The 22,354-nt window shown below is 66.6% G+C and carries 21 protein-coding genes and 1 pseudogene; 9 read left to right on the top strand and 13 right to left on the bottom strand.

All coding sequences use genetic code 11. The features are described from left to right. Positions 1-17: 17 nt before the first annotated feature. The gene (locus GOALK_RS04200) at positions 18-1,247 is read left to right on the top strand and encodes an oxygenase MpaB family protein (protein ID WP_040003988.1); all 1,230 of its coding nucleotides are present in this window, start codon (positions 18-20) and stop codon (positions 1,245-1,247) included. After that, on the top strand, positions 1,244-2,395 hold the full coding sequence (locus GOALK_RS04195; protein ID WP_006357551.1) for an SRPBCC family protein: 1,152 nt from the start codon (positions 1,244-1,246) through the stop codon (positions 2,393-2,395). Before GOALK_RS04200 ends, GOALK_RS04195 begins: the two co-directional genes overlap by 4 nt. A 157-nt stretch (positions 2,396-2,552) precedes the next feature. On the opposite strand, the gene GOALK_RS04190 is transcribed toward GOALK_RS04195, so the two are convergent. Continuing rightward, on the bottom strand, positions 2,553-3,044 hold the full coding sequence (locus GOALK_RS04190) for a GyrI-like domain-containing protein (protein WP_006357550.1): 492 nt from the start codon (positions 3,042-3,044) through the stop codon (positions 2,553-2,555). 360 nt (positions 3,045-3,404) lie between these two features. Between GOALK_RS04190 and GOALK_RS04185 the strand changes: the two genes are divergently transcribed. Next, on the top strand, positions 3,405-4,151 hold the full coding sequence (locus GOALK_RS04185) for an MBL fold metallo-hydrolase (RefSeq protein ID WP_006357549.1): 747 nt from the start codon (positions 3,405-3,407) through the stop codon (positions 4,149-4,151). Between the two features lie 22 nt (positions 4,152-4,173). Here GOALK_RS04185 and GOALK_RS04180 read toward each other — a convergent pair whose 3' ends face one another. After that, positions 4,174-5,346 (bottom strand): acetyl-CoA C-acyltransferase, encoded by a 1,173-nt coding sequence (locus GOALK_RS04180; protein ID WP_006357548.1) that lies wholly within the window; start codon positions 5,344-5,346, stop codon positions 4,174-4,176. A gap of 121 nt (positions 5,347-5,467) precedes the next feature. Here GOALK_RS04180 and GOALK_RS04175 point away from each other — a divergent pair, with 121 nt between their 5' ends. After that, positions 5,468-5,941, top strand: coding sequence for a winged helix-turn-helix transcriptional regulator (locus GOALK_RS04175; RefSeq protein WP_035752544.1), 474 nt, complete (start codon positions 5,468-5,470; stop codon positions 5,939-5,941). Between the two features lie 149 nt (positions 5,942-6,090). On the opposite strand, the gene GOALK_RS04170 is transcribed toward GOALK_RS04175, so the two are convergent. After that, positions 6,091-7,467: an NAD-dependent succinate-semialdehyde dehydrogenase gene (locus GOALK_RS04170; protein ID WP_006357546.1), complete on the bottom strand. Its 1,377-nt coding sequence runs from the start codon at positions 7,465-7,467 to the stop codon at positions 6,091-6,093. Positions 7,468-7,764: 297 nt separating this feature from the next. Here GOALK_RS04170 and GOALK_RS04165 point away from each other — a divergent pair, with 297 nt between their 5' ends. Next, the gene (locus GOALK_RS04165) at positions 7,765-8,766 is read left to right on the top strand and encodes an alpha/beta hydrolase (protein WP_035752334.1); all 1,002 of its coding nucleotides are present in this window, start codon (positions 7,765-7,767) and stop codon (positions 8,764-8,766) included. A gap of 64 nt (positions 8,767-8,830) precedes the next feature. Here the strand turns inward: GOALK_RS04165 and GOALK_RS04160 are convergent, their stop codons facing one another. Next, a complete protein-coding gene (locus GOALK_RS04160) occupies positions 8,831-9,274 on the bottom strand; it encodes a hypothetical protein (protein ID WP_230461930.1) in 444 nt (147 codons plus the stop codon). 451 nt (positions 9,275-9,725) lie between these two features. On the opposite strand from GOALK_RS04160, the gene GOALK_RS04155 reads away from it, so the two are divergent. The 4 genes and pseudogenes from GOALK_RS04155 to GOALK_RS04135 all read left to right on the top strand — a co-directional run. Next, positions 9,726-10,091 (top strand): hypothetical protein, encoded by a 366-nt coding sequence (locus GOALK_RS04155; RefSeq protein ID WP_006357543.1) that lies wholly within the window; start codon positions 9,726-9,728, stop codon positions 10,089-10,091. Positions 10,092-10,136: 45 nt separating this feature from the next. Continuing rightward, the gene (locus GOALK_RS04150; RefSeq protein ID WP_006357542.1) at positions 10,137-10,622 is read left to right on the top strand and encodes a GreA/GreB family elongation factor; all 486 of its coding nucleotides are present in this window, start codon (positions 10,137-10,139) and stop codon (positions 10,620-10,622) included. Positions 10,623-11,358: 736 nt separating this feature from the next. Then, a complete protein-coding gene (gene gdhA / locus GOALK_RS04140; protein WP_006357540.1) occupies positions 11,359-12,717 on the top strand; it encodes an NADP-specific glutamate dehydrogenase in 1,359 nt (452 codons plus the stop codon). Between the two features lie 77 nt (positions 12,718-12,794). Beyond that, positions 12,795-13,371: pseudogene (locus GOALK_RS04135) on the top strand (hypothetical protein); the annotation flags it as partial. A gap of 46 nt (positions 13,372-13,417) precedes the next feature. Here GOALK_RS04135 and GOALK_RS04130 read toward each other — a convergent pair. The 9 genes from GOALK_RS04130 to GOALK_RS04090 are packed head-to-tail and all read right to left on the bottom strand — an operon-like array spanning position 13,418 to position 22,354. Further along, positions 13,418-15,085, bottom strand: coding sequence for a gamma-glutamyltransferase family protein (locus tag GOALK_RS04130; protein WP_006357538.1), 1,668 nt, complete (start codon positions 15,083-15,085; stop codon positions 13,418-13,420). Next, positions 15,082-15,552, bottom strand: a complete 471-nt coding sequence (locus GOALK_RS04125) for an allophanate hydrolase-related protein (RefSeq protein ID WP_006357537.1) — start codon at positions 15,550-15,552, stop codon at positions 15,082-15,084. Before GOALK_RS04125 ends, GOALK_RS04130 begins: the two co-directional genes overlap by 4 nt. Further along, positions 15,549-16,238, bottom strand: coding sequence for a GntR family transcriptional regulator (locus tag GOALK_RS04120; protein ID WP_006357536.1), 690 nt, complete (start codon positions 16,236-16,238; stop codon positions 15,549-15,551). Before GOALK_RS04120 ends, GOALK_RS04125 begins: the two co-directional genes overlap by 4 nt. A 3-nt stretch (positions 16,239-16,241) precedes the next feature. Further along, positions 16,242-17,111 carry a hypothetical protein gene (locus tag GOALK_RS04115; protein ID WP_006357535.1) on the bottom strand — a complete coding sequence of 290 codons (870 nt, stop codon included), beginning with the start codon at positions 17,109-17,111 and terminating at the stop codon, positions 16,242-16,244. Further along, positions 17,112-18,482 (bottom strand): allantoinase AllB, encoded by a 1,371-nt coding sequence (gene allB, locus GOALK_RS04110; protein WP_006357534.1) that lies wholly within the window; start codon positions 18,480-18,482, stop codon positions 17,112-17,114. A 14-nt stretch (positions 18,483-18,496) separates the two neighbouring features. Continuing rightward, complete coding sequence (locus GOALK_RS04105) at positions 18,497-19,948, bottom strand: aldehyde dehydrogenase family protein (protein WP_006357533.1); 1,452 nt, start codon at positions 19,946-19,948, stop codon at positions 18,497-18,499. Then, the gene (locus tag GOALK_RS04100; RefSeq protein WP_006357532.1) at positions 19,945-20,724 is read right to left on the bottom strand and encodes an ABC transporter permease; all 780 of its coding nucleotides are present in this window, start codon (positions 20,722-20,724) and stop codon (positions 19,945-19,947) included. The genes GOALK_RS04105 and GOALK_RS04100 overlap by 4 nt, the downstream gene beginning before the upstream one ends. Continuing rightward, a complete protein-coding gene (locus GOALK_RS04095; RefSeq protein WP_006357531.1) occupies positions 20,721-21,527 on the bottom strand; it encodes an ABC transporter permease in 807 nt (268 codons plus the stop codon). Before GOALK_RS04095 ends, GOALK_RS04100 begins: the two co-directional genes overlap by 4 nt. Beyond that, positions 21,524-22,354 (bottom strand): ABC transporter ATP-binding protein, encoded by an 831-nt coding sequence (locus GOALK_RS04090; RefSeq protein WP_157139131.1) that lies wholly within the window; start codon positions 22,352-22,354, stop codon positions 21,524-21,526. Before GOALK_RS04090 ends, GOALK_RS04095 begins: the two co-directional genes overlap by 4 nt.

The raw sequence follows: 22,354 nt of genomic DNA, 5'->3' as shown, positions 1-22,354 counted from the left end.
AAGACACACTGTATTTTATGACCTCAGTGTGGACAGTCAGTCCCGAACGCGCAGCCGCCATCACCGGCGCGCGCAACTGGACGGACGTGAGAGCCGAGCATCCCGACGCCGTCGACGCGATGGCCGACGGCCTGATGCTCGGCGACGCCGCAGCCGATGCGGTGATCGCGGAGATGTATTCCGGCCGGGGTTGGGCATGGTCGGACATCACCGCGGCCCTCGACAGCCCCTCCGAGATCTCCGATGCGCCACCCGCATTGCGTCATTTCCTCGAGGTGGCGACGGACCTTCCCTCCTGGTTCGATCCCGCCCTCGCGCGTGCGGGTGCCGAGGCCTGGTGGCGCTTCGGGTCACTCCAGTCGAGCACGTTGTACCAGTCACTGATCTACGGATACCGGGCACGCGGATTCACCCGGCCGCTGGTCGCCACGGGCCGCTTGACCGAGGGCACCTGGGATCGCGTCGTCGCCACCGGCCGATGGGTCACCCTGGCCACCGCCCCGGGGATGATGGATCCCGGCGAACCCGGATGGTCGGAGACGCTACGAATCCGGCTGGTGCATGCGATGGTTCGGCATCACCTCCACATGCACGGCCACTGGGACGACGAGCATTGGGGCGTCCCGATCAATCAGACCTACTCCCAATTGACCATCACCGCAGGTTTCCTCGTCTTGCCGCTGCGAGTCGCCAAAGACTTCGGAATCCATTACACGCGCGCTGACATGGAAGCGATGACCCACCTCTGGAGGTGGGTCGGCTGGGTGATGGGAATCGAGGAGCACCGACTCCCCCGCAACTTCGGCGACGCTCGCCGCACCGATCGGATCGCGCAGGACTTCCGCCTGGAACCGCCGCCGGAGTCCAGGGAACTCGTCAAAGCGCTTCTCGACGACGGCTATCGCACCAACCTCGGACTACCTGGTCCACTGAACGACATCGTCCACGTCCTGTCGCGTCCGTTCCTACGGACTCTGTTCGAATCGGTGTCCGCGAGATGGGTTGACGACGAGGTCGCCACCGCAATGGGTTTGCGCTCCACACCGATGCACCACCTCGTGACCCTGGCTCGGCCGGCAATCCGGTCCAGGGAGATCGCACGCTGGTTCGGTCTGCTCGGCTCTGAGCACGCGGTGGCCCGCCGCGAACTCCGTTTCGTCACCTCGAGATTGGGGCTCGACCTCCGCCGTATCGCCTCGAACCGTTATGACTCCGCTGACAAAGGACACCTGGAGACCGTTGCATGACCGCCACTTTCACCCTCCGGCAGAACCTCGACTGCACCCCGGAGGCCGCCTGGCATCTACTCACCGATCCTGACCAGATGTGCCGGTGGTCGACCGCGCCGATCACTCCTATCTCACTCGGCCCGCAGGATCGTCCCGACACCGCCGGTGCGCTGCGGATGGTCACGCTCCCCGGCGGAAGGATCCGGCTCCGCGAAGTCGTCGAGTACGCAGAGTTCCCACGAACTTTCCGTTACCGGGTCTACGACGGGGGTCCACTGCTGGTGGCACATCGGGGCGAGCAGCGCGTCGTCGAGACCTCGGAGGGTGTCGAGGTGCAGTGGACGGTGGACATGACGCTCTTCCCCCGTCCGTTGTCGCATCTGATGGCTTGGCAGATCCGACGCGAGGTGCAGCGCTCGCTGACGGAGATGGAGTCGCTGGCCCGAGACCTCGACACGGCGACGCTGACCTCTCCGGACGAACTTCCCCGGAGGACCGCTCACAACCTGGACGACCTCGTCTCCTCAGCCCTCGAGATCCGTGTGTTGCAGCAGGAGATCGCCGACGAGCTCGCCGGCGCGGACGACCCCAAGCAGTGGTTCGCCAGGGTCTATCAGTACGTCACCGAAACCATGATCGAGGCGGCCACCGGAAGACTGGAACTCGGCCTCACACACCCTGATTGGGTCCTCGCCCTGATCCCGGTCTTCCACCGGTACTACGCCGGCAACCTCGACGCCTACCGCAACGGGGGTGTAGTCGAGGACGCATGGCAGGTCGCGTGGTCGACGTGCGAGATCGTCGATCCGGACCGGCCGCACGAGCCGGTCGTGAAAGGACTCCTCGCGGGAGTGGCCGCGCACATCGACGCCGACCTACCGCGTGCGCTGGCCGCGCTTCACCTGGACCGATACCCCGACCGTGACCTTCGCGAGTTCCGTCCCGATTACCTGCGACTCGCACCGGTGTTCACCGTCGCCTCCGACCGTTTGCTCGCGGATCTACCCCGTAGTCACAAGCCGTGGTGGACGAGTATCGCCGGCCGGGTCAACACCGGGATGCGCGACTCACTCCTGGCCAGGACGGGATACGACGTGTCCCGCCACCGGGTTCAAGCGTTCGAAGCGGCAGTGCAACGAGCGTCGTCGCAAACCGGGCCGGCCTAGTCGCGCTCACGTACTACTGGGCCGACATCGCCGAACTCCTGCCGGCTCTGGCGCTTCTGGTCACCTGGCGGTCGGACCACTGCGGATTCGCCGAACGCTCGAGGTCACGAACCCTCCCGGGATCGTCGCCGCTACGACGCCGCCCGAACTGCGGGCCTCAGCGACCGGTACCCGCCGTCAACTCCGGTTCGGTGGGTCGAAAGGGCTGGACGATCTCGGTTCGCCAGCCCGCCGGATCGGTGGAGGGATCACTGAAGTAGACCTCCCAGGGATCGCCGGCCTTCCCGCCATGCTCGTTCACCCACGTCTCCAGAGCCTTGTACGCCGGCTCCATCGCGTCGTAGGGTCCGGCGTGGGTGGTGACGGCGACCTGCCCGCCCGGTAGTTCGGAGGGCCCGACGTCGCCGACCGGGTCGATCGGCGACGTCGTGGGAAACCCTGCCTCGATCTCGAATCGGCCTTCACCGAGCATGCGATAGCGAGCGAAGGGCGGCCCGGTGGGACCCGCCTGACGTTCCGACAGCACGCGATCGATGTCCCCGTAGGTCTTGTTCAGCCAGGGCCCGATCTCCTCGACTGCCAACGTGGACCTCGCAACGGCTGTCACCTGGGCGGTCCGGGACTCCTCATGCACTTCATAGTCCTGCATTCTCACAGAATCGCTCTGCGGAGCCCCCTGTCACAGGGCCATTGGTCAACTGTTCGGGAGGTCTTGTCGACTTCGATCGCCAACGAGGACCTCAGCGACATCCCCCGGACACTCGAAATCCCGTACACCAACTGAAAATTCGGCGGGACCGAGCCCGGCCCCGCGTCACCGTTCCGACCGTTTGCGACCGGCGTCAGAACCCTCCGATGGCAGCGCCGCCGAGGACAACAGCGACAGCTTCTCCGCAAGACGTCGTGCGAGCCCACAGCTCGCGGAACCACGGGCTCACCAGGGACGATTCGCCCACCAACTCGACGAACCGTGGGTCGCCGACGTCGGTTCCTGGGGTTACGCTGAGGCATGGTCTTCCAACGCGACGTCGCACCGGGAATCCATCGCCTCGAACACGCGTACACCAACCAGTACCTGGTCGAGGACGGCGACCGACTCGTGATCGTCGACGCCGGACTGCCCCGCTCGTACGGTCCCCTGGTCGACGCGATCCACCATCTGGGCCACGACGTCGATGCGGTGTCTGCATTGATCGTCACCCACGGGCATTTCGATCATGTGGGCACCGCACGACGCCTGGCCAAGCAGTGGCGCATCCCGGTCCACATCCATCGCGACGATGTGTGGCTCGCCGCTCATCCCTATCGGTACGCGCACCAGAACGCCACGCGCGTCGGAGTTCCGCTGTGCAACCCGCCGTCGTGGAAATTGCTCAGTCGCATGGCCTTTGCCGGAGCCTTCAGGGTCCGCGGAATAGACGAAGCCCATGTGTCCGCCTTCGCCGACAACGGCGAGCTCCCGGGAGGGGCCGAGGTGATCCCGACGCCCGGGCACACCTTCGGCCACGTATCCCTCTACTTTCCCGACCGCGATGCGGTCATCGCCGGCGACGCATTGGTCACCCTCGATCCGTATACCGGGGCGCACGGGCCCCGGCTGATCGCCGGGTCGGCAACCGCCGACTTCGAGCGGAACCGTGACTCACTCGACGCACTCGCCGCCACCGGCGCGAAGTCCGTCCTGCCCGGGCATGGCGTCCCGTGGCACCACGGTGTGGCGGCGGCCGTCGAGCGCGCACGCCACACCGACAGTTGACACCGACCGGCGCCTGCGCGACTCAGCCGAGGCGTTCGTAGATCGTCGCGTTCGCGAGACCGCCTGCCTCACACATCGTCTGGAGCAGGAATCGTCCGCCCCGCTGTTCCAGCGCGTTCAGCCCGGTGGTCGCCAGGCGGGCACCGCTGGCTCCCAGCGGGTGACCGAGTGCGATCGCCCCGCCGTTGACGTTCACCTTGTCGAGGTCGACGCCGAGCTCCTGTGTCCAGGCCAGGACAACCGGAGCGAAGGCCTCGTTGACCTCGAACAGGTCGATGTCGGCGAGGTCGAGTCCGCTGCGCGCGAGCACCTTTCGGGTCGCCGGGATGATCGCGGTGAGCATGAGGAGCGGATCGTCGCCGGCGACCGCGATGGTGTGGATCCGTGCCCGCGGCCGCAACCCGAGCTCCGCCGCCTTCTCCTCGCTCATGACGAGGACGGCGGCCGAACCATCGCTGATCTGGCTGGCACTGGCGGCGGTGATCCTCCAGTCGATCTCGGGGAATCGCCGCGCGATCGCCTCGTCGTAATAGGCGGGCCGCAGGGCGGCCAGACTCTCGAGGGTGCCGCCCAACCGGATCCCCTCGTCGGCGGTCAGACCGGAGATCGGTGCGAGCTCGTCGTCGAACATCCCGTTTTTGGTCGCCTGCGCCGCCAATTCGTGTGACCGAAGGGAGAATTCTTCGATCGCGGTGCGGGCGATTCCCCACCGGGCGGCGATGAGTTCCGCAGAGATCCCCTGCCCGACGAGCCCGTCGGGATAGCGCTCGTCGAACGCGACACCGTTCAGGTCCGACGTCCCGGCCGCGGCCGAACCCATCGGCACCCGTGACATCGATTCGACCCCTGCGGCCACGACCACGTCGTAGGTGCCCGCGATGATCCCCTGGGCGGCGAATGCGATCGCCTGCTGACCGCTGCCGCACTGGCGGTCGATCGACACACCGGGCACCGACTCCGGAAGACCTGCTGCCAGCAGGGCGCGCCGTGCGATGTTGAAACTCTGCTCACCCACCTGACTGACGACTCCGGTGATCACGTCGTCGATCTCGGCCGGATCGAGGCCAGTACGGTCGACGATCGCCCGGAGGCTGTGTGCGAGTAAGTCGACCGGATGGACGTCGTGGAGCCCGCCCGACGGCTTCCCCTTGCCGATCGGCGTGCGTACCGCGTCCACGATGACTGCAGTTGCCATGTCTGACCTCCATCGGTGTCGGATCGTCGACGACGATCCCCGTGTGGCTGACTTTTGTCTGCCATAGTCAGAGGTCTACGCCCTGACTATGGACTTGTCAAGTCAGGGTAGGATGGAGCACATGATGAAGCTGGTGGGACCGCTCGCGGAACGAGATCGGTGGGAGGCGACGCATTGCTCGATCGCCAAGGCGGTCGAGCTGGTCGGTACCCGATCAGCGATCCTGATCCTGCGCGAGGCGTTCTACGGCGCGACCCGGTTCGACCAGTTCGCCCGCCGGGTCGGCATCACCGATGCGGTCGCGTCGGCCCGGTTGAAAGAGCTGACCGAGGCGGGCGTCTTCTCGAAGGTCCCCTATCAGGAGCCTGGCCAGCGGGTCCGTTACGAGTATCTGCTCACCGACATGGGCCGCGACCTGTTCCCGGTCGTCATGTCGCTGATGCAGTGGGGAAACGAGCATCTCCAGCCCGACGGCGCACCGCTCACGATCACCGACGCATCCCGGAATCCGGTTCGCGTCGGGGTGGTGACCGGCGAGCAGAAGACCCTCGACCCCGAGGATGTCGAGGTGAGGGTCAACCGCTCGCGGCGATGAGTACCCGATCACGGATTCGTCGGAAGACGAATCCACCTGCTAGTCTCGGGCTCACGTTCACGCGGTGCTGTAACCCGCTTGTCGAACCAGAGGCCGGGGCGCTTACAGGAACCCCCGGTCTTGTCCAAACTTCCGCGGGTTCCGGCGAACTACTTCGCTGCCGTGCGCCGCAGCTTGGTGTTGACGAATTCGCCCAGGCCCCAACGTCCGAGTTCGCGGCCGTAGCCCGACCGCTTGACGCCGCCGAACGGCAGACCCGGCAGCGTGGTGCCGTGCTCGTTCACGTAGGCCATACCCACTTCGAGTCGGTCGGCGACCTCCTCGGCTTTCGCGGTGTCGGTGCTCCACACCGAACCGCTCAGACCGAACTCGACGTCATTCGCCAATGCGACGGCCTCGTCGGCCGAGGACACCTTGTAGACCATGGCCACCGGGCCGAAGATCTCCTCGGCGTAGGCATCCATGTCCGGAGTGATATCGGTCAGCACGGTCGGCTGGAAAAAGGCACCGTCACGATCGAGCGCGGCGCCGCCGGTCCGCAGCGTCGCACCCTGGTCCACCGCGGTCTTGACCTGGTCGGCGACGGTGTCGCGTGCCGAGATCGACGACAGCGGTCCCATGCGCGTCGACGAATCGCCCGGGTCCCCCACCGTCGTCGCCTCGAACTTCTCGACCAGCCCTTGCACGAAGTCGTCGTAGAGCTCGTCGAGCACGATGAATCGCTTCGGCGAGTTGCAGGCCTGGCCCGCGTTGGACAGCCGGGCCCGCGCGGCGATCGTAGTGGTCCGGGCCATGTCAGCGGAGTCGAGCAGGATGAACGGGTCCGAGCCGCCCAGCTCGAGGACCGACTTCTTGAGATTCTCGGCGGCGACCTTGGCCACCGCGGCGCCGGCACCCTCACTGCCGGTCAACGACACCCCGCGGATGGCCGGATGCGCCAAGAGCTCCGCGACCTGGTCGCTGCTCGCGTACACGTTCGCATACACGTCCTGCGGCACCCCGGCATCGTGCAGGATCTCCGCCATCAACGCCGACGACGCCGCGCAGATCGACGCATGCTTGAGGACGATCGTGTTGCCGGCCAGCAGGTTCGGAGCTGCGAACCGGGCCACCTGGTAGTACGGGTAGTTCCACGGCATCACACCGAGCAGCGGCCCGATCGGCGCCGTCTGCACGATCGACGACTCGGCGCCCTGCGGATCGAGTTCCTCGCTGACCAGCAGGTCCGGGCCATGGTCGGCGTACCAGCGATAGATGTCGGCGGCGAGCTGCACTTCACCTGCCGCCTCCTTGGCCGGTTTGCCCATCTCGGTCGTGATCGTCGACGCCAGCTCGTCCGCACGCTGCTCGTACAGATCCGCGGTCCGGGACAGGATGGCCGCACGCTCCGCGACCTCGGTGCGCCGCCAGCTCTCGAAAGCTTCGAGCGACCGTGCCGCGAGCCCGTCGATCTCGTTGTCGGCGAGACCGGGGAACTCCCGGTCGGTGACGCCAGTGGTGGGATTCGCGGTGACGTAGGTGCTCACTGAGAACCGTCCTTCCGATGTCGGTGGTTCAGATCGGCCGCGTTGATGAGCCCACTCGATGGGGCCGGCCCTGGTCACGAACGGGTACCCGCGCGATCTCGACGCAAACACGAGCACCAGGGTCCACTCCAGACGGTCGTGCTAGTCCGTTCGGACGATATTCGGCGAAGCTCAGGTGGCGGACACGCGGACACTCGTCCAATACCTCGGCGGGTCGGCGGCGTCTAGTACATGATTGAGCGGATATCGCCGACGCGGAGCGTGGGGGCGCACCGTCGGAAAGCAGTAGGGGGAGAAATGTCGATCTGGCAGAGAGCCGTCGTACTCGCGTGCGTGGGCGTCGTCGTCATGACCGCGAGCCTGGCCGTCCGAGGATCGGTCGCCGCGGCGCCGAGCACTACGCCGAGTCGTGAGGTGACGCGCGTGCTGTCGGTGTCGCCGACGACGCCCACGCGTTCGACCGTGACGGTCTACTCGGCCGCCATGGAGCGACCCGTTCGGGTGAGCGTGCTGCTCCCCCGAGATCGTGAGAAGCCCCGCCCGACTCTGTACCTTCTCGACGGGATCGACGGCGGCATCTACACCAACTACACGCAGAGCGGCTGGACGTTCCAGACCGACATCGTGAAGTTCATGGAAGACAAACCGGTCAACGTCGTCATGCCCATCGGCGGCATGGCCGCGTACTACACCGACTGGCAGAAGACCGATCCTGTTCTGGGACGGAACAAATGGGAGACGTTCCTGACCGAGGAACTGCCCCCGCTGATGGACAAGCGCTTCAACGGCAACGGTCGCAATGTCATCGGCGGACTGTCGATGGGCGCTCTGGGCGCGATGTCGATCGCCGTCCGCCATCCCGACCTCTATCGCGGTGTCGCGGCGTTCAGCGGTTGCCTCGACCAGGGTTCACCCGAATACCGTCAGGCCACGGCCGCGTCGGTGTCGACCCGCGGCGGTAACCCCGACAACATGTGGGGACCGGTGGGCCACTCGACGTGGGACGACCACAACCCGGCCGCTCATGTGGAGGTACTGAAGGGCAAGCCGATGTACGTCGCCGTCGGCAACGGATTGCCCGATCCATCGCTGGGCATCGCCGGCCTCGCCTCCCCGGTGGGCGGTGTTCTCGAAGGTGTCGTTCTCCAGTGCACGCAGAGTTTCAAGCGTCGGGCCGACGCGGCGGGCGTGAAGGTCACCTACGACTTCAGGTCCGGACTGCACTCCTGGGGCTACTGGAACCAAGACCTCCACCGTGCGTGGCCGACCATCGCCAAGGGCCTCGGCGTCCGACGCTGACCGTATCCGACCAGCGCCGTGCGTGGGACGTGCTCCTCGCGCCCCGTCCCACGCACAGGTGCGCCTATCCGGCGGTGAGGGCCGCGGCTCGTCGGGATCGGCTGCGGACCGGCCGGTGCACTCCCGCCGGCGCTTCCTGGATGTCGAGCGTCCGGCGAGCCACGTCGAGGTGATGGCGGGCGATCCCCAACGCGGCGTGGTAGCCGACCCGGAACTCACTGTCATCGGGGTCGGCGGCCCACCGACCCTCTCGCTCGAGCCGGTCTGCCAGTCCCTGGATGATGTCGAAGTCCCGGCGCAGACCCCCTGAGTACACAGCTGCGCCGACGAACGCGTCGGGACGGAGAGACTCGGTCGTGATCTCGTCGAGGACGCAGACACGTGCAAACGTCATGCCCGCCCGGAATCCGCGAAGGAGCTCCGACTGCGGCCGCTCGACCGCGGCCAGCGTCGAGAAACGGTCGTGGAGATACGTGAGAACCTCTGCGAGGCGCGTGTTCTGATCCACGTCATCCCACATTCTTCCGTTTTCGGATGATCGAGCTGTCTTCACTCGCACGGTTCTTCTCGCGTCGCAATTTCAACTCTTGGCGGCGTTTTTTCGAACTGGAATTCTTCTCTGCCATGATTCCTCGCTGACATGAATGATGAAGTGGGGTTGGGCACCCACTCACCTCCGTGACCATAGCCCAGAAAAAATAAAAGTCCAGTCGCCGAATCTGCTGCTGAACAGCAGATCTCACAGACCGTTCGCCCTGGGTCGGCGCCGACTGGCTTTTATATTTTTTTCGGCTAGAGTCCGTGACACCGGCCCGACAGGCCGGTTTTCAGTGAAAGGGAGAGTCGCCGTGCAAGCGGTTGTCATGGAATGTCGTATCCGAGTCTGCGCATCGAAGAGTCGGGTGAGGAAATTTCTCGACCAGGCGTCGTCGCGCGCATTCAACGCTTTTCCGAAATCGGTGAAGTCTTCGCTTGTCGTCGAGGATTCCGACTCTCTGCTCCTGCGCCGGCAGTGGCATCGGGAAAACGATGTCGACGACTTCGGCGTGCCGGTGGGCAAGGACGCCTGTTTCGCGTTCGCGGATCCGTCGGGCCGGCTCACCGCATCGAAGTTGGAAAGCCTGTCGCGGGACATTCTCGGCGATCTCGAGCTCGATCCGTGGGACTCGAGTTCGGGGGTCGGATCGCCCGCGGGCGGGGCAGCCGAGTCGGTGCCCTGGATTCTGACCCTCAGCACCGACCTGGACCACATCGCGCGTGCGGAGATCGCGGCACGCCATCCGATGCTCGAGCTCCGCGCGAGGCCCCTGATCGCGACGTCCTGACCGGGACGTCAACACTCTCTTGCCACTGAAGCAGAGGAAGCAACGATGACCACCGCAACACCTGCCCCGAGGGCCCGCCTGACCCGACATCTGCTGGAGCGCGAACTGGCCGCCGAGATCCGCGATCGAGCCGTCGTCAGTGCCGAGGTCCTCGATCACCGCGCCGCCGGCGATCTGGACAACAACGACGCCTACCACCGCGCCCTGGCGCGCCTCGAGACCCTCGACCGGCATCTCGCACAGCTGTATGCCGCCCTGTCCACGGCAGACGCCGAACCGGCAGCGGACGGCACGGTGCAGGTCGGCTCGGTCGTCACGGTCGTCTTCGATGACGATCCGACCGACGTCACCACCTTCCTGGTGGGACCTCCGGAGCAGTATGCCCTGGTGGGGATGGACGTCTGTTCACCCGACTCACCGCTCGGACGTGCGGTGCTGGGCGCCGACGTCGGCGATGTTCGGACCTATCGGCTGCCCAACGGGCAGGAGAGCACGGTAGCGGTGAAAGACCACCGGATCGAGCTTCTCTGACGCAGCGTGGCCGTGTGCTCGCGGTCGCGCCCGTCCGGCGGCGCCCCGATGAGGGCCGGCGCACGACCGGCAGAGGTCTCGTCGAGCGACCTTCGGCCGTCCGCGCTTCCGACTCGGAACCCGACGGCGACTGCCGATGTCCTCGTCATCGGACGACCGGGCGCGTTGACCACCAGGCTGTGCCGAACCCTCCGCAACCACGGGTTGAGCATCGAGGTCGTGGACCTCGGGTTCGATGGCCCGGGGGTTCGCGATGACCGCTACGACCCTGTCCCGGCGCGGCGCATACCGGTCGGGGCGAGGTCGTGCATCGCCGTGCTGGGTCGCGCGCCACGGCCGCGGCGCAGATGGTGGGACTGGCGTGGCCGTCGGCTCGAACGGCGGCAGGAGGACGAACTGACAGACGCCGTGCTGACTGCCGCGTCCAACGCCCGCAGGCTCGGTTTGCTCGTGGTCGCCGAGGCATCAACACCGGGTGAGACCGAGGTCGCACGAGAGCGTGCCCGACACGTCGCGCGTGTCGCAGGCTACGAGGCCGCCGTCAATGGAAACGCTCTGACCTCGGCTTTCTATCTTGTGACGAGCGCGTCGGATTGCGCCCCCGAGAACTTCCCGGCGATCGTCGCCTGGGCGCGGCGCCGAGTGGATTTATAGATACTTCCTGCCGCTCGATAGGCTGCGGGGTGGTGACCCGGTTCAGGGTGCACCGGCGTTCCCTGGAGAAATCGAAAAGGAAGTGGTGGCCACCGTGGTCGTGCTCGACGAGAAGATCAGCGATCTGTACGAACAGGTGATTACCCGCAATCCCGGGGAGGCCGAGTTCCATCAGGCCGTTCGTGAGGTCTTCGACAGCCTCGGACCCGTCCTGGCCAAGCACCCGCACTACGCCGACGCCGGCATCATCAAGCGTCTGACCGAACCGGAGCGGCAGATCATCTTCCGCGTGCCGTGGATCGACGACCAGAACCAGGTACAGGTCAACCGCGGATTCCGCGTCGAGTTCAACTCGGCGCTCGGCCCCTACAAGGGCGGCCTCCGCTTCCACCCCAGCGTCTACCTCGGCGTGGTCAAGTTCCTCGGCTTCGAGCAGATCTTCAAGAACGCACTGACCGGCCTGCCGATCGGTGGCGGCAAGGGTGGCTCGGACTTCGACCCCAAGGGCAAGTCGGATCTCGAGATCATGCGGTTCTGCCAGTCCTTCATGACCGAGCTCTACCGCCACATCGGTGAGTACACCGACGTTCCCGCCGGTGACATCGGCGTGGGCGGCCGCGAGATCGGTTACCTGTTCGGCCAGTACAAGCGCATCACCAACCGATACGAGTCCGGTGTCCTGACCGGCAAGGGACTCGCCTGGGGCGGGTCGCAGGTGCGCACCGAGGCCACCGGCTACGGCGCGGTCTTCTTCGTTCGCGACATGCTCGCCGCAGTGGACGACAAACTCGACGGCAAGACGGTTGTCGTGTCCGGCTCGGGGAACGTCGCCATCTATGCCATCGAGAAGATCCAGCAGCTCGGTGGCCGCGTCGTCGCCTGCTCGGACTCGAGCGGTTACGTCGTCGACGAAGCGGGCATCGACCTGGAACTCCTCAAGGAGATCAAGAACGTCCAGCGGGGTCGCATCGGCGACTACGTGAACGCCCGCCCCTCGGCGCGGTTCGTCACCAAAGGCTCGCTGTGGAACGTGCCCACAGACATCGCGATCCCGTGCGCGACGCAGAACGAACTGAACGGCGCCGACGCCGCACAGCTGGTCAAGAACGGGGTCCGCATCGTCGCCGAGGGCGCGAACATGCCCTGCACCCCCGAGGCCGTACGCATCTTCGGCGAAGCGGGCGTCAGCTTCGCGCCCGGTAAGGCGGCGAACGCCGGCGGCGTGGCCACGAGCGCACTCGAGATGCAGCAGAATGCATCTCGCGACTCGTGGAGTTTCGGCTACACCGAGGAGCGCCTCTCCGAGATCATGACCTCCATCCACGATCACTGCCTGCACACCGCCGAGGAGTACGGTGCTCCCGGCAACTACGTGATGGGCGCGAACATCGCGGGCTTCACCCAGGTGGCCGATGCGATGCTGGCTCTCGGTCTGATCTGAGCCGCCACCCGCTCTGAATCCGTATGACGTTGTGCCCGGTTTCCGGGTACGACGTCATACGGCTTTCAGCGGACCCTCAGCAATACCGAGCCTTCTTGAGCGGTGGCGGGATCGGCGGCAGCCGTGACGCCGCGAAGATCATCGACGCCTGCCTGATCATCTTGACCAACACCACCGGTCGCCCGATGTTCGGCAACTCCGTTGTCGGAAGCTACGGCCTGTACGTGAACAAACAGGGCATGCTGCAGAGTCCCGCGAACGCGAGTGCGCCTACGCGACAAGTCAATTCGCTGATCGCCCCCCGGCGGGTACGTCGGCACGTGGCTGCGCGACAACGGGGCGACCGACACCCTGCTGACGCTCTACCGGTCGGCCTACACGATCGAGGTCCCGTTCGGCTTTGTCGCAGAACAGATGTCGGGCGCCGCACAGTTGGTGACCAACACCAAGGCCAGCGTGACCAGTACCGTCGGCATGTCGATGGCGCCGCCGCTCTGGATTGTGAACTTCGCACTGCTCTACGTCGTCAAGCCGTCACTCGCCGCCGCGATGCCCGCCTACTGGGCACCCATCCCGCCGGCGGTGGCCGCTGCGATCAAGGCCAGCCCCAACGGTCAAGTGCCCTACAGCGAGTACGCGTCGTACTTCGACTGAGCACGAACGGCGGACCCGTCGTACCAGGACTGCGGTATGCCGCCGCCTACTCACTCCGCAGTAGGTCACCATCTCGGTCGGGCACCGAGCCGGCCAAGGCCACCGACTCGAGCCGGCGGTCGGCCCCTCCCCGTCGAAGTCCGGACACCGGATCGACCTCGACGGCCTGACCTGTACCGAAGGTGTCGTCGGACATCACGACCTCGTGACCGCGCGACCGAAGTGCGGCGACGAGCCTGTCTGACGGTGGGGTCGCCGCCTCGAAGAGAACACTCCGCCCGTCGGAACCACGCAAGAACCTCGGCGCGTTCACCGCGTCGTCCAACGTCATCCCGAAATCGAGCACGTTCACCAGCATCTGCCGAACCGTCTCCACCCGGGTCTTTCCCCCGGGGCTCCCGACCACCAGTCGCACCTTTCCGTCCGCGTCGAACACCACGGGCAGGCACGGGTTCTGCTCCAACTTGCCACCGGGCCGGATGTCGTTGAACCCGCAGTTGCGTGGGTAGCTGAACGACGCACTGGTGTTGGTCAGCATCCCGGTGCCGGGCACGACCGCTCCGGTCCCGAAGATCCCACCGACCGTCTGCATCAGGTTGACCGCGTTGCCCGCGGCGTCGACGACACACAGGGTGATCGTGTCGCCGGCGGAGAGGTCGGCGGCGATCGGCTTCGCCCGGTCGGATATCTGCGAACGGAGCGACTCGGTGTGCGACTCATCGAGGAGCCAGGCCACCGTCTCTGGAGGGGTTCGGTCGCCGATGTACCGGGCGCGTTCCCGGGCAACGAGTTTCGCCGACTCGACGCTCACATGGACGTACTCCGGGTCGTCCGGCGACCTGAAAGGAGGCCATTGCTCGAGCACGTTCAGACCCGAGGCGAACGACACGTCACCGAGTGGCCCCGGCGCAGCGTGGATCTCCCAGCCGCGGTACGAGGTCGTGAGCGCCGGATGCCATTGTGGGCATTGCCCTCTCAGGTCATCGGCGCCCACCACGCCGCCGTTGTCGGTGTAGAAGCGTGCGACCGCCTCAGCGGTCGTGCCGGTGCGGAACTCGTCAGGTCCGTTATCGGACAGGCGGGTCAGCGTGTCGGCGAGATCGCTCTGCACGAGCAGATCACCGGCGGCGAGCGGCTTGCCGTCGCGGAAGAACACCGACCTACTCGACGGCCATCTCTCGAGGCGATCGACGAACTTGGACAGCATCGCGCCGAGCAACGGCGACACCGTGCAGCCCTCAGCAGCGAGTTCGATCGCGTACGTCAGGACGCGATCCACCGGCCAGGTACCTTTCCGCGCGACGAGCTCTGCCCAGCCGATCGCCAGCGCCGGTGTCAGACCGGCGAGGAGCAGTCGCCGGGTCCTCTCCAGTTCCGCCACATCGCACATGCCGGTGTCATCGACGGGCAGCGCGGCGGGATCGAGACCCAGCGGGACCGTTCCACAGCACTCGAGCACTTCGGTCAGGCCGGTGGCCGCGTCGTGCACCGTAGCCCATCCGACGCCGGCGAGGCTGCTCGAAAATGGTTGCACGACAACGCAGACGGCGGCAGCGGCGACGGCCGCGTCGACGGCGTTGCCACCCTTGGCCAGCACATCGACAGCCGCCTCGGACGCGGCCGCGTGAGGGGTCGACACCGCGTACGCGCCGGCGACAGCCGAGGTCTGGCCGGTCGTGGTATCCGAGGTGACCGCCGCGGACGCCTCCGTCATGGTGCGTGGTTCTCCACGGCCTGCTGCGCGCGCGACCCGAGATGGATACGCCAGCCGGTACCGGGGGTGATCACCGCGAGCCCGTTCCGTTCCGGATCTTCCAGTACGACGTCCCGATACTTCATGGCCAGGGCTCCTGATCCGTCCTGCAGCCGGATGACGCCCAGTTCCAGCTCGACCGGCTCAGCGGGTAACAGTCGGCTCCGCAGCACCTCGTAGTCGACGGCGTAGAGCTCTCCCGGCACGGACCATCCGCCGACCTCGACGGGGTACAGGCCCGGAAACTCGTCCCGGCAGGAGAAGAAGGCGTAATCGGGTGCGGTGGACACCTCGCCCAGGAACGTCGCGGTACCGGCGAATGCGTCGTGGATCTCGCCGCCGCGCATGGCCTGTCCGTTGACGAACATCCGCACTGTCTGACCCGGTCCCGGCATCAGGTTGCCGAGTGGCGTGAGGTCGTCGGTCATGAGGTCCGTCCTTCGCGAAAAGCGAGCTCGATGTTGCGTAGGTCCGTGCCGTCCTGCGACGGCCGGCCACGAAGCGCATGGGTGTACATGGCGGTGACCGCCCGATTCTCGTCACCACTGCTGAGATCATCGAGCAGGGTTCGGTGCTGGGCCACGGGCTCGTAGCCGTCCTGCTGGACGTAGTCGTCGGTCTGATAGGCGCCCGGACTGCCGCCGAGGGCCACCCCGCGGGCACGGGTGAATGCGGCCTCGTTGATCGCTGTGTGGAGGTCGAGGTGCGCCAAGGAATACTCGGGCGATCGGATGCCGTGCACGGTCGCGGCTTCGCCGAGAGGTTCAAGGAGCGAATAGAGCTTGTCCCACTCGACGGTGTCGGCCTTCCGGGTCAACAACCGTGCCACCACCTCGTCGACGGCGACCCGAAGCATGTGCAGTTCGTTGCGCTCGGCCTCGTCGATCCGGACGACCTCGAGCTGGCCGCGTCGGATACGGACCAGCAGCCCCTCACTGCGAAGACGCTGGAGCGCCTCCCGAACCGGGGTTCTACTGACCGCGAGGTTCTCCGCGATCTGCTCTTCGATGATCCGCGTTCCGGCCGCGATCTTCCCGCAGATGATCGCCTGACGGAGATACCGGTAGACCCGGGCGTTGGCGGACAGGACCTCGTCGTCACCGCCGCTGACCATGCCTCACTCCCCTTTCGCCTGCTGGTCGAGCGCCCACGCTGCGCCGGCCGCCCGGCAGGCATGCGTGATCCGTTGCATCAAAGTCCCTGACATCACAGCACAGCCCGCCGCCAGTGCCTGAATCTGCAACGCACTGTGCCGGTTGTTGAGGTCGAACAGGATACGTCCGGGTGCGAAGAGCTCCCCTGCCGGAAAACCGAAGGGCGACGCCTCCGATTCATCGGTCTCACCCCAGGTGGTCGCGTTGATCACCACCGACGGCTCCACCTCGGCGGTGTCCGCGGGTGCGACGGCGGTGACGCCGTACCGTTCGGCGAGTCGGCAGGTCGCCTCGGGGCGGCGCCCGCTGACGAACAGCTCCGCATCCGGATGCGCCCTCGCGAGTCCGAGCAGCGCCGAGTGGGTCGTCCCGCCTGTCCCGAGCACGAGGATCCGGGGACGATCGAGTCCGCGGAGCAGCACCTCACCGGCGGCGGCGAGCGCCCACGAGTTGGAGTTCAGGCCGACGACGCCGGTGCTGGTCCGAAGCAGCGTGTCGACGATTCCGGTCCGTGCGGCCGACGGAGTCAGCCTGTTGGCATGGGCCCCTACTTCGGCTTTGAAGGGGCTGAGCACCAGGCCCAGAACCCACGTCGGCTCGACGAACGCCTCGCCCGGAACGGTTGTGACGTCGGTCGTGGCGATGCTCAGGTTCTGCCCGGCCAGCGCCGCGTCGAGCATCTGCGACTTGGCGGCGCGACCAGCGGTGGTACCGAGAGCCAGAACGTCAACTGTGCGTGCGACATTCGACTTCACGACAGCCACACTCAGTTCGTTCTCCAGGCAGGCGGCCACGGCCTCGGCGACCACGTCTGTCTTTCCGATGATGCTCATCTATACCCCTAGCTGATCTCGGTGCCGGATTGGTGTGACCTGGCGTCCACTCGGTGTGCCGACCGGTTCACCGTCGGCGGCGATGAGAGATCCGCGCAGGTACGTCGCGCGAACCGCACCTACCGTGGACCATCCGTCGAACGGTGTGATCGGGTGCATCGAGTGAAGTTTCTGCTGGACCACGGTTCCGGCGGCGTGTTCGTCGACGAGGACGAAGTCGGCGTCGCCACCGATTCCCAGATGCCCCTTGCGATCGTCGATGTGCCACAGTTTGGCCGGCGTGGCGCTGCAGAGACGAACGATGTCGCTGACCGAGAGCCGTCCCTCCGCGGCCTGCGTCAGCAGCAGCGGCAGCATCGTCTCCACGCCGATCCATCCACCATGGGCGCACCACACGTCCGCGGCCCCCTGTTCCTCGACCGAATGGGGTGCGTGATCGGTGGCGATGATGTCCACTTCTCCCGCGGTCACGCCGGCCCACAGCGCGTCGACGTTCTCGCGCGGACGGATCGGCGGGTTGAGCTTCACGAGGTTGCCGAACTCCTCGTATGCCTCGTCGTCGAGCAGCAGATGTCCGACCAGGGTTTCCACCGACACGCGGTGCCCGAGCGCACGCATCAGCCGGACCCGGGCCAGTCCCGCCTCGGTCGACAGATGATGGATGTGCAGCTGGACGCCGGCGGCCCCGGCGAGGGTGATGATGCGGGTGACCGCCTCGACCTCCACGACGTCGGGCCTGCTCTCGAGATGAGCCCTCGTGTCGGTCCGGCCCTGGGCGCGCAACTCGCGGGCGAGCTGCTGCAGGAGCGGGTTGTTCTCCGCGTGCACACCGACGACGAGCCCCGCCTTGGCGGCCTCGACGAGACCGGCGTAGATCGCCCCGTCGTCGGGGCACGGGTTGTCACCGGTCGTCTGCCCCATGAACAGTTTGAGTCCCGGCGCGCCCTGAGCCGCGAAACCGGCGATCTCGTCCGCGTTCGCCTGCCCCAGCATCCCGTAGATCCCGAAGTCCACGTGAGCCTTCGGCGCCACGGTGGCGATCTTGTCGGCATGGATCTGCGCGGTCGACACCGGCGGCACGGTGTTGGGCATGTCGAACACCGTCGTCACGCCTCCGACCGCGGCCGCCCGGGACCCACTGCCGAAGTCCTCCTTGTAGGTCATGCCCGGATCCCGGAAGTGCACGTGTGCGTCGACGAGGCCCGGGAGGACGAGCAGTCCGCGCGCGTCGATCTCGGTGGGCGCCGGCGGAACCGCGGTACCCACCTCACAGATTCGTCCGTCACGGATACCCAGGTCCGCGTCGAACCGCCCATCAGGGGTGACGACGGTTCCGCCGCGGACGACGATCTCGGGTGATTGGCCGGCCATGTCTCTCGTTCCTCTCACTTCGTGTTCTGCGTCAGCGGACGGTGGATCGACTTGACCTCCGACAGCTCCGCGAGTCCTTCGAGCCCGTGCTCACGTCCGATGCCCGATTCCTTGAAGCCTCCGATGGGTGCGTGCAGGTTGAACGGCCCGCCGTTGACCACGACCTGACCCGCCTGGATACGCCGTGCGACGCGGATCGCCTCGTCGACGTCGCCGGCCCACACCGAGGCAGTCAGCCCGTAGCGGGTCGCGTTCGCGAGCTCGATCATCTCCTCGACTCCGTCACAGACCTGGATGACGAGGACCGGCCCGAAGATCTCCTCGTTGGCAAGGCGATGATCTGGCGGGACCTCGCTGAAGACGGTGGGCCGCACGAAGAATCCGGCGTCGGGGACCCCCGCGGGCCGGCCCGATCCACCGGCGACCACTCGGAGCCCGGACTGTTCCCCGTACGCGATGAACTCCGACACCCGACGATGCTGCGCGGCACTCACCACCGGACCGAGCGTAATTCCCGACGCACGCGCCGGGCCCGTCACCACCGCACCGACGATCGACGCGATCCGCTCTTCGACCTCGGCGAGTCGGGACCGTTCGACGACGAGCCTCGTCTGCGCACCGCAGACCTGCCCGTTGTTGAAGAAGCAACTCGCGATCACAGCGGGCAACGCCTCGTCGAGGTCGGCGGACGGGAGGATCACTGCCGCGTTCTTGCCGCCGAGTTCGAGCACACACCGGGTCAGCGTCCGGGACGAGACCGCCACGATGGCCTTGCCCACGTCCCGGCTCCCTGTGAAGCTGATGACGTCGACCGCGGTCTGGTCCACGAGAGCCGCACCCACGGTCGGACCGCGACCACCGACCACGTTGACGACGCCGCGCGGAAACTCCAACTCGGCCAACAGTTCCACCGCGCGCCACGCCGCCAGCGGCTTGATCTCCGACGGTTTGACGACGACGGTGTTGCCCATGATGACCGCGGAAGCCAGCTTCGAGACGAGCATGTTCAGCGGGAAGTTCCACGCCGTGATCGCTGCAACCACTCCGGCCGGTTCGCGCACGACCAGCGAGTTGCCGACTTCCCGCTGCTGACCGAGGATCGTCTCGGCCATCTCCGGCAGGTGTTTCAGACTATCGATCGCGCGGTTCACCTGTGTGTTCCGCGCCACCGCCGGTGGCAGGCCCAGTTCGTCCACGGTGAGGTCGACGAGGGCATCGGCTTCGGCGGCGAGCTTCTCACCCCACTTGGTCAGGTACTCGGCGCGCTCCGCCACGGCGGTGGTGGCCCAGTCCCGCCCGGCCCGGGACGCGGCCCGAACCGCATGGTCGACGACATGTGAAGAGGCCTCCGCCGCATGGCCGATGACCTCACCGGTCGACGGATTCACCACCTCGATGGCGTCCGACACCGCACCGGCGATCATCTCGCCGTCCACGAAATGCCCTGTGATCGTTCCTGTACTCAACCTGCCGACACCTCCATTACGAATCCGAACCTGCGCGCGAGACCGACCAGCGCGCCGGGCATCATGTAGGCGATCAGCCCCACGACCGCGGCCGCCACCGTTGCCGCCCACAGCATGGTCACCTCACGATTGGCCTGCGCCGTCGTCATCAGGCTCCCGATCCCGTCGTGACCCGACAGCCATTCCGCGAGGATCGCCGCGACGATCGCCATCGGACCGGAGATCCTGAGCCCCATGACGATTCCGCCGACTGCGGCGGGAACCCAGGCGTACGCGGTCTTCCGGACGAACCCGGTGTCGTACAACACCGAGAGGTCGGTGACCGCTGGAGGAAGGGCTCGCATGCTCTCCAGGATCGCGACGAACAGGGTGAACACCGTCACGATCACCACACAGATGACGGTGGCCATGACCCCGCGGCCGGCCACCAGCGTGACCAGCGGCGCCACCCCTACGATCGGCAGCGTGCGAATGATCAACGCGTAGCCCGTGATCGGCCTGGTGAGCACCGTCCACCGCGACACCAGGACCGCGAGCACCATCGCCAGCACCGTCGAGACGACGAGCCCGGCAGCGGCGTCACGCAGGGTCAGCGCGCAGCGACCCGCGATTATCGGGAAGTCGTCGATCAGCGCCTGCATCGTCATCGCCGGTGTCGGGACGCTGTAGGCGGGTATGTCCTGGGCCCAGATCACTCCTTGCCAGACCACGCCCACGAACCCCAGAACCGCCACCGCACAGACGACGTTCACCCACCAGGGCTGTTCCTTGTTCATCGCACCGCCCGTTCCAACGGGGCCATCAACAGCGAGACGACGGCCAACAGCACGAGCGAGACCACGGCGGCCAGCATCAGCGTCGCCCACAACAGGTCGATCTGATAGCTGAAGAGCGCGTTGGCCATCAGACTCCCGAGCCCACGTTCACCGGCGGCACCCGACCACTCGGCCACGATCGCACCGACGAAGCAGGCCGGCAGCATGGTGCGGAGACCGACTCCGATCGACGGAATCGACCGCCAGAAACCGACATTCGTCCACCAGGTCAGACGACCGGCCTCGTACAGCGCGCCGAGCTCCTCATAGCCCTGCTGCGACACCCGCGCACAGGCCGCGAGGGTGGCCGCCACCGGGACGAGCCCGGCAAGGACGACCACGGTGGTGATGAGTGCCGTTCCCCGGCTGAAGAAGAGCGACAGGGCCGGGGTCAGGCTGATGAGCGGCACGCTGCCGACCACCACGCTCAGCGCGACGAACCATGGTGTCACCGAGGACAGCACGCCGGCGACGAAAAGCCCGACGGCCATCATCGCGACCAGGATGAGCGCACCCGTGACGGCCGCACTCACTGTGGGTAATGCGTTGTACCAGACGATGTCCCATTGTTCGATCAGAGCCTTCACGGCTTCCCCGGGACCGATGAAACCAGGCCCGAGCACACCGGTCGCGGCCACGGACCACCACGCAACCGGTACGAACGCGACCATGCCCACGACGATGGCCGTGTCACGGAGCCCGCCGACCTGCCGGCTTCGTGCCCTCTTGCCGGTCATCGCGATGTCGAGAACGGCTGCGGTCATCGCAGACCCAGATCTGCGCGGAGCCTGCTGCAGTGTCCGGCGAAGTCCACGGTGTCCCGGAAACCACGACGGTCCTCACGGGCCACGTCGATTCGGTACCGGGAACGAATCCGGCACGGACGTGGACTCAGAACCAGTACCTCGTCACCCAGAAGAGTCGCCTCCTCCACGGAGTGCGTCACCAGCAGACAGGTCGTCCCGGTCTGACCGATGATGTCGAGCAGCTCGAAATTGAGTTCGGCCCTGGTGATCTCGTCGAGTGCGCCGAAGGGTTCGTCGAGGAGCAACACGTCGGGCCGGGTCGCCAGTGCACGTGCGAGGGCGACCCGTTGCCGCATCCCTCCCGACAGTTGCCCGGGCCGGTGGCCGGCCCACTCCGTCAGGTGGGTGATCTCGAGCAGGTGGTCGACCCACGACGAGTCCTTCGGCAGGCCCGACAGGTTGAACGGCAGCTCGATGTTGCGGCGGACACTTCGCCAGCTCAGCAGACCCGGATCCTGGAACGCGAAGCCGATTCGCCGTTCCTCACGCATGTTCTGCATGGTCGCGCCGTCGAATGTGATGGTCCCCGACGTCGGCTGAACAAGGTCGGCGACCAGACGCAGGAGCGTCGACTTTCCACAGCCGGACGGTCCCAGAAGGACGCCGAGTTCGCCGCGCTCCAGCTTCATGCTCACGTCGTCGACCGCCGGCGTCAGCTCGCCGCGGCGCCCCGGATACCCGTAGGTCACCTTGTCGACCGCGAGGCCGACCCGGCGATCGATGGTGGACGGATGCGGCTCGTCGGCCAGTTCCGCCGCGTCCTGTGCCACTCCTCCGGACGTCAT

Origin of the sequence: Gordonia alkanivorans NBRC 16433 (genome assembly GCF_000225505.1) — a bacterium.
Classification (GTDB): domain Bacteria; phylum Actinomycetota; class Actinomycetes; order Mycobacteriales; family Mycobacteriaceae; genus Gordonia; species Gordonia alkanivorans.
The sequence above is the reverse complement of the archived record's forward strand: the minus strand, read 5'-3'. Positions and strand labels throughout refer to the sequence as shown.

Coding starts and splice junctions, on each gene's coding strand:
- GOALK_RS04090 (WP_157139131.1), bottom strand. CDS start 22,354: ATGACGTCCGGAGGAGTGGCACAGGACGCGGCGGAACTGGCCGACGAG.
- GOALK_RS04180 (WP_006357548.1), bottom strand. CDS start 5,346: ATGGCAACTGCAGTCATCGTGGACGCGGTACGCACGCCGATCGGCAAG.
- GOALK_RS04095 (WP_006357531.1), bottom strand. CDS start 21,527: ATGACCGCAGCCGTTCTCGACATCGCGATGACCGGCAAGAGGGCACGA.
- GOALK_RS04150 (WP_006357542.1), top strand. CDS start 10,137: ATGACCACCGCAACACCTGCCCCGAGGGCCCGCCTGACCCGACATCTG.
- GOALK_RS04100 (WP_006357532.1), bottom strand. CDS start 20,724: ATGAACAAGGAACAGCCCTGGTGGGTGAACGTCGTCTGTGCGGTGGCG.
- GOALK_RS04125 (WP_006357537.1), bottom strand. CDS start 15,552: ATGACCGACGACCTCACGCCACTCGGCAACCTGATGCCGGGACCGGGT.
- GOALK_RS04190 (WP_006357550.1), bottom strand. CDS start 3,044: ATGCAGGACTATGAAGTGCATGAGGAGTCCCGGACCGCCCAGGTGACA.
- GOALK_RS04130 (WP_006357538.1), bottom strand. CDS start 15,085: ATGACGGAGGCGTCCGCGGCGGTCACCTCGGATACCACGACCGGCCAG.
- GOALK_RS04175 (WP_035752544.1), top strand. CDS start 5,468: ATGATGAAGCTGGTGGGACCGCTCGCGGAACGAGATCGGTGGGAGGCG.
- GOALK_RS04200 (WP_040003988.1), top strand. CDS start 18: ATGACCTCAGTGTGGACAGTCAGTCCCGAACGCGCAGCCGCCATCACC.
- GOALK_RS04120 (WP_006357536.1), bottom strand. CDS start 16,238: ATGGTCAGCGGCGGTGACGACGAGGTCCTGTCCGCCAACGCCCGGGTC.
- GOALK_RS04185 (WP_006357549.1), top strand. CDS start 3,405: ATGGTCTTCCAACGCGACGTCGCACCGGGAATCCATCGCCTCGAACAC.
- GOALK_RS04115 (WP_006357535.1), bottom strand. CDS start 17,111: ATGAGCATCATCGGAAAGACAGACGTGGTCGCCGAGGCCGTGGCCGCC.
- GOALK_RS04195 (WP_006357551.1), top strand. CDS start 1,244: ATGACCGCCACTTTCACCCTCCGGCAGAACCTCGACTGCACCCCGGAG.
- GOALK_RS04165 (WP_035752334.1), top strand. CDS start 7,765: ATGTCGATCTGGCAGAGAGCCGTCGTACTCGCGTGCGTGGGCGTCGTC.
- allB (WP_006357534.1), bottom strand. CDS start 18,482: ATGGCCGGCCAATCACCCGAGATCGTCGTCCGCGGCGGAACCGTCGTC.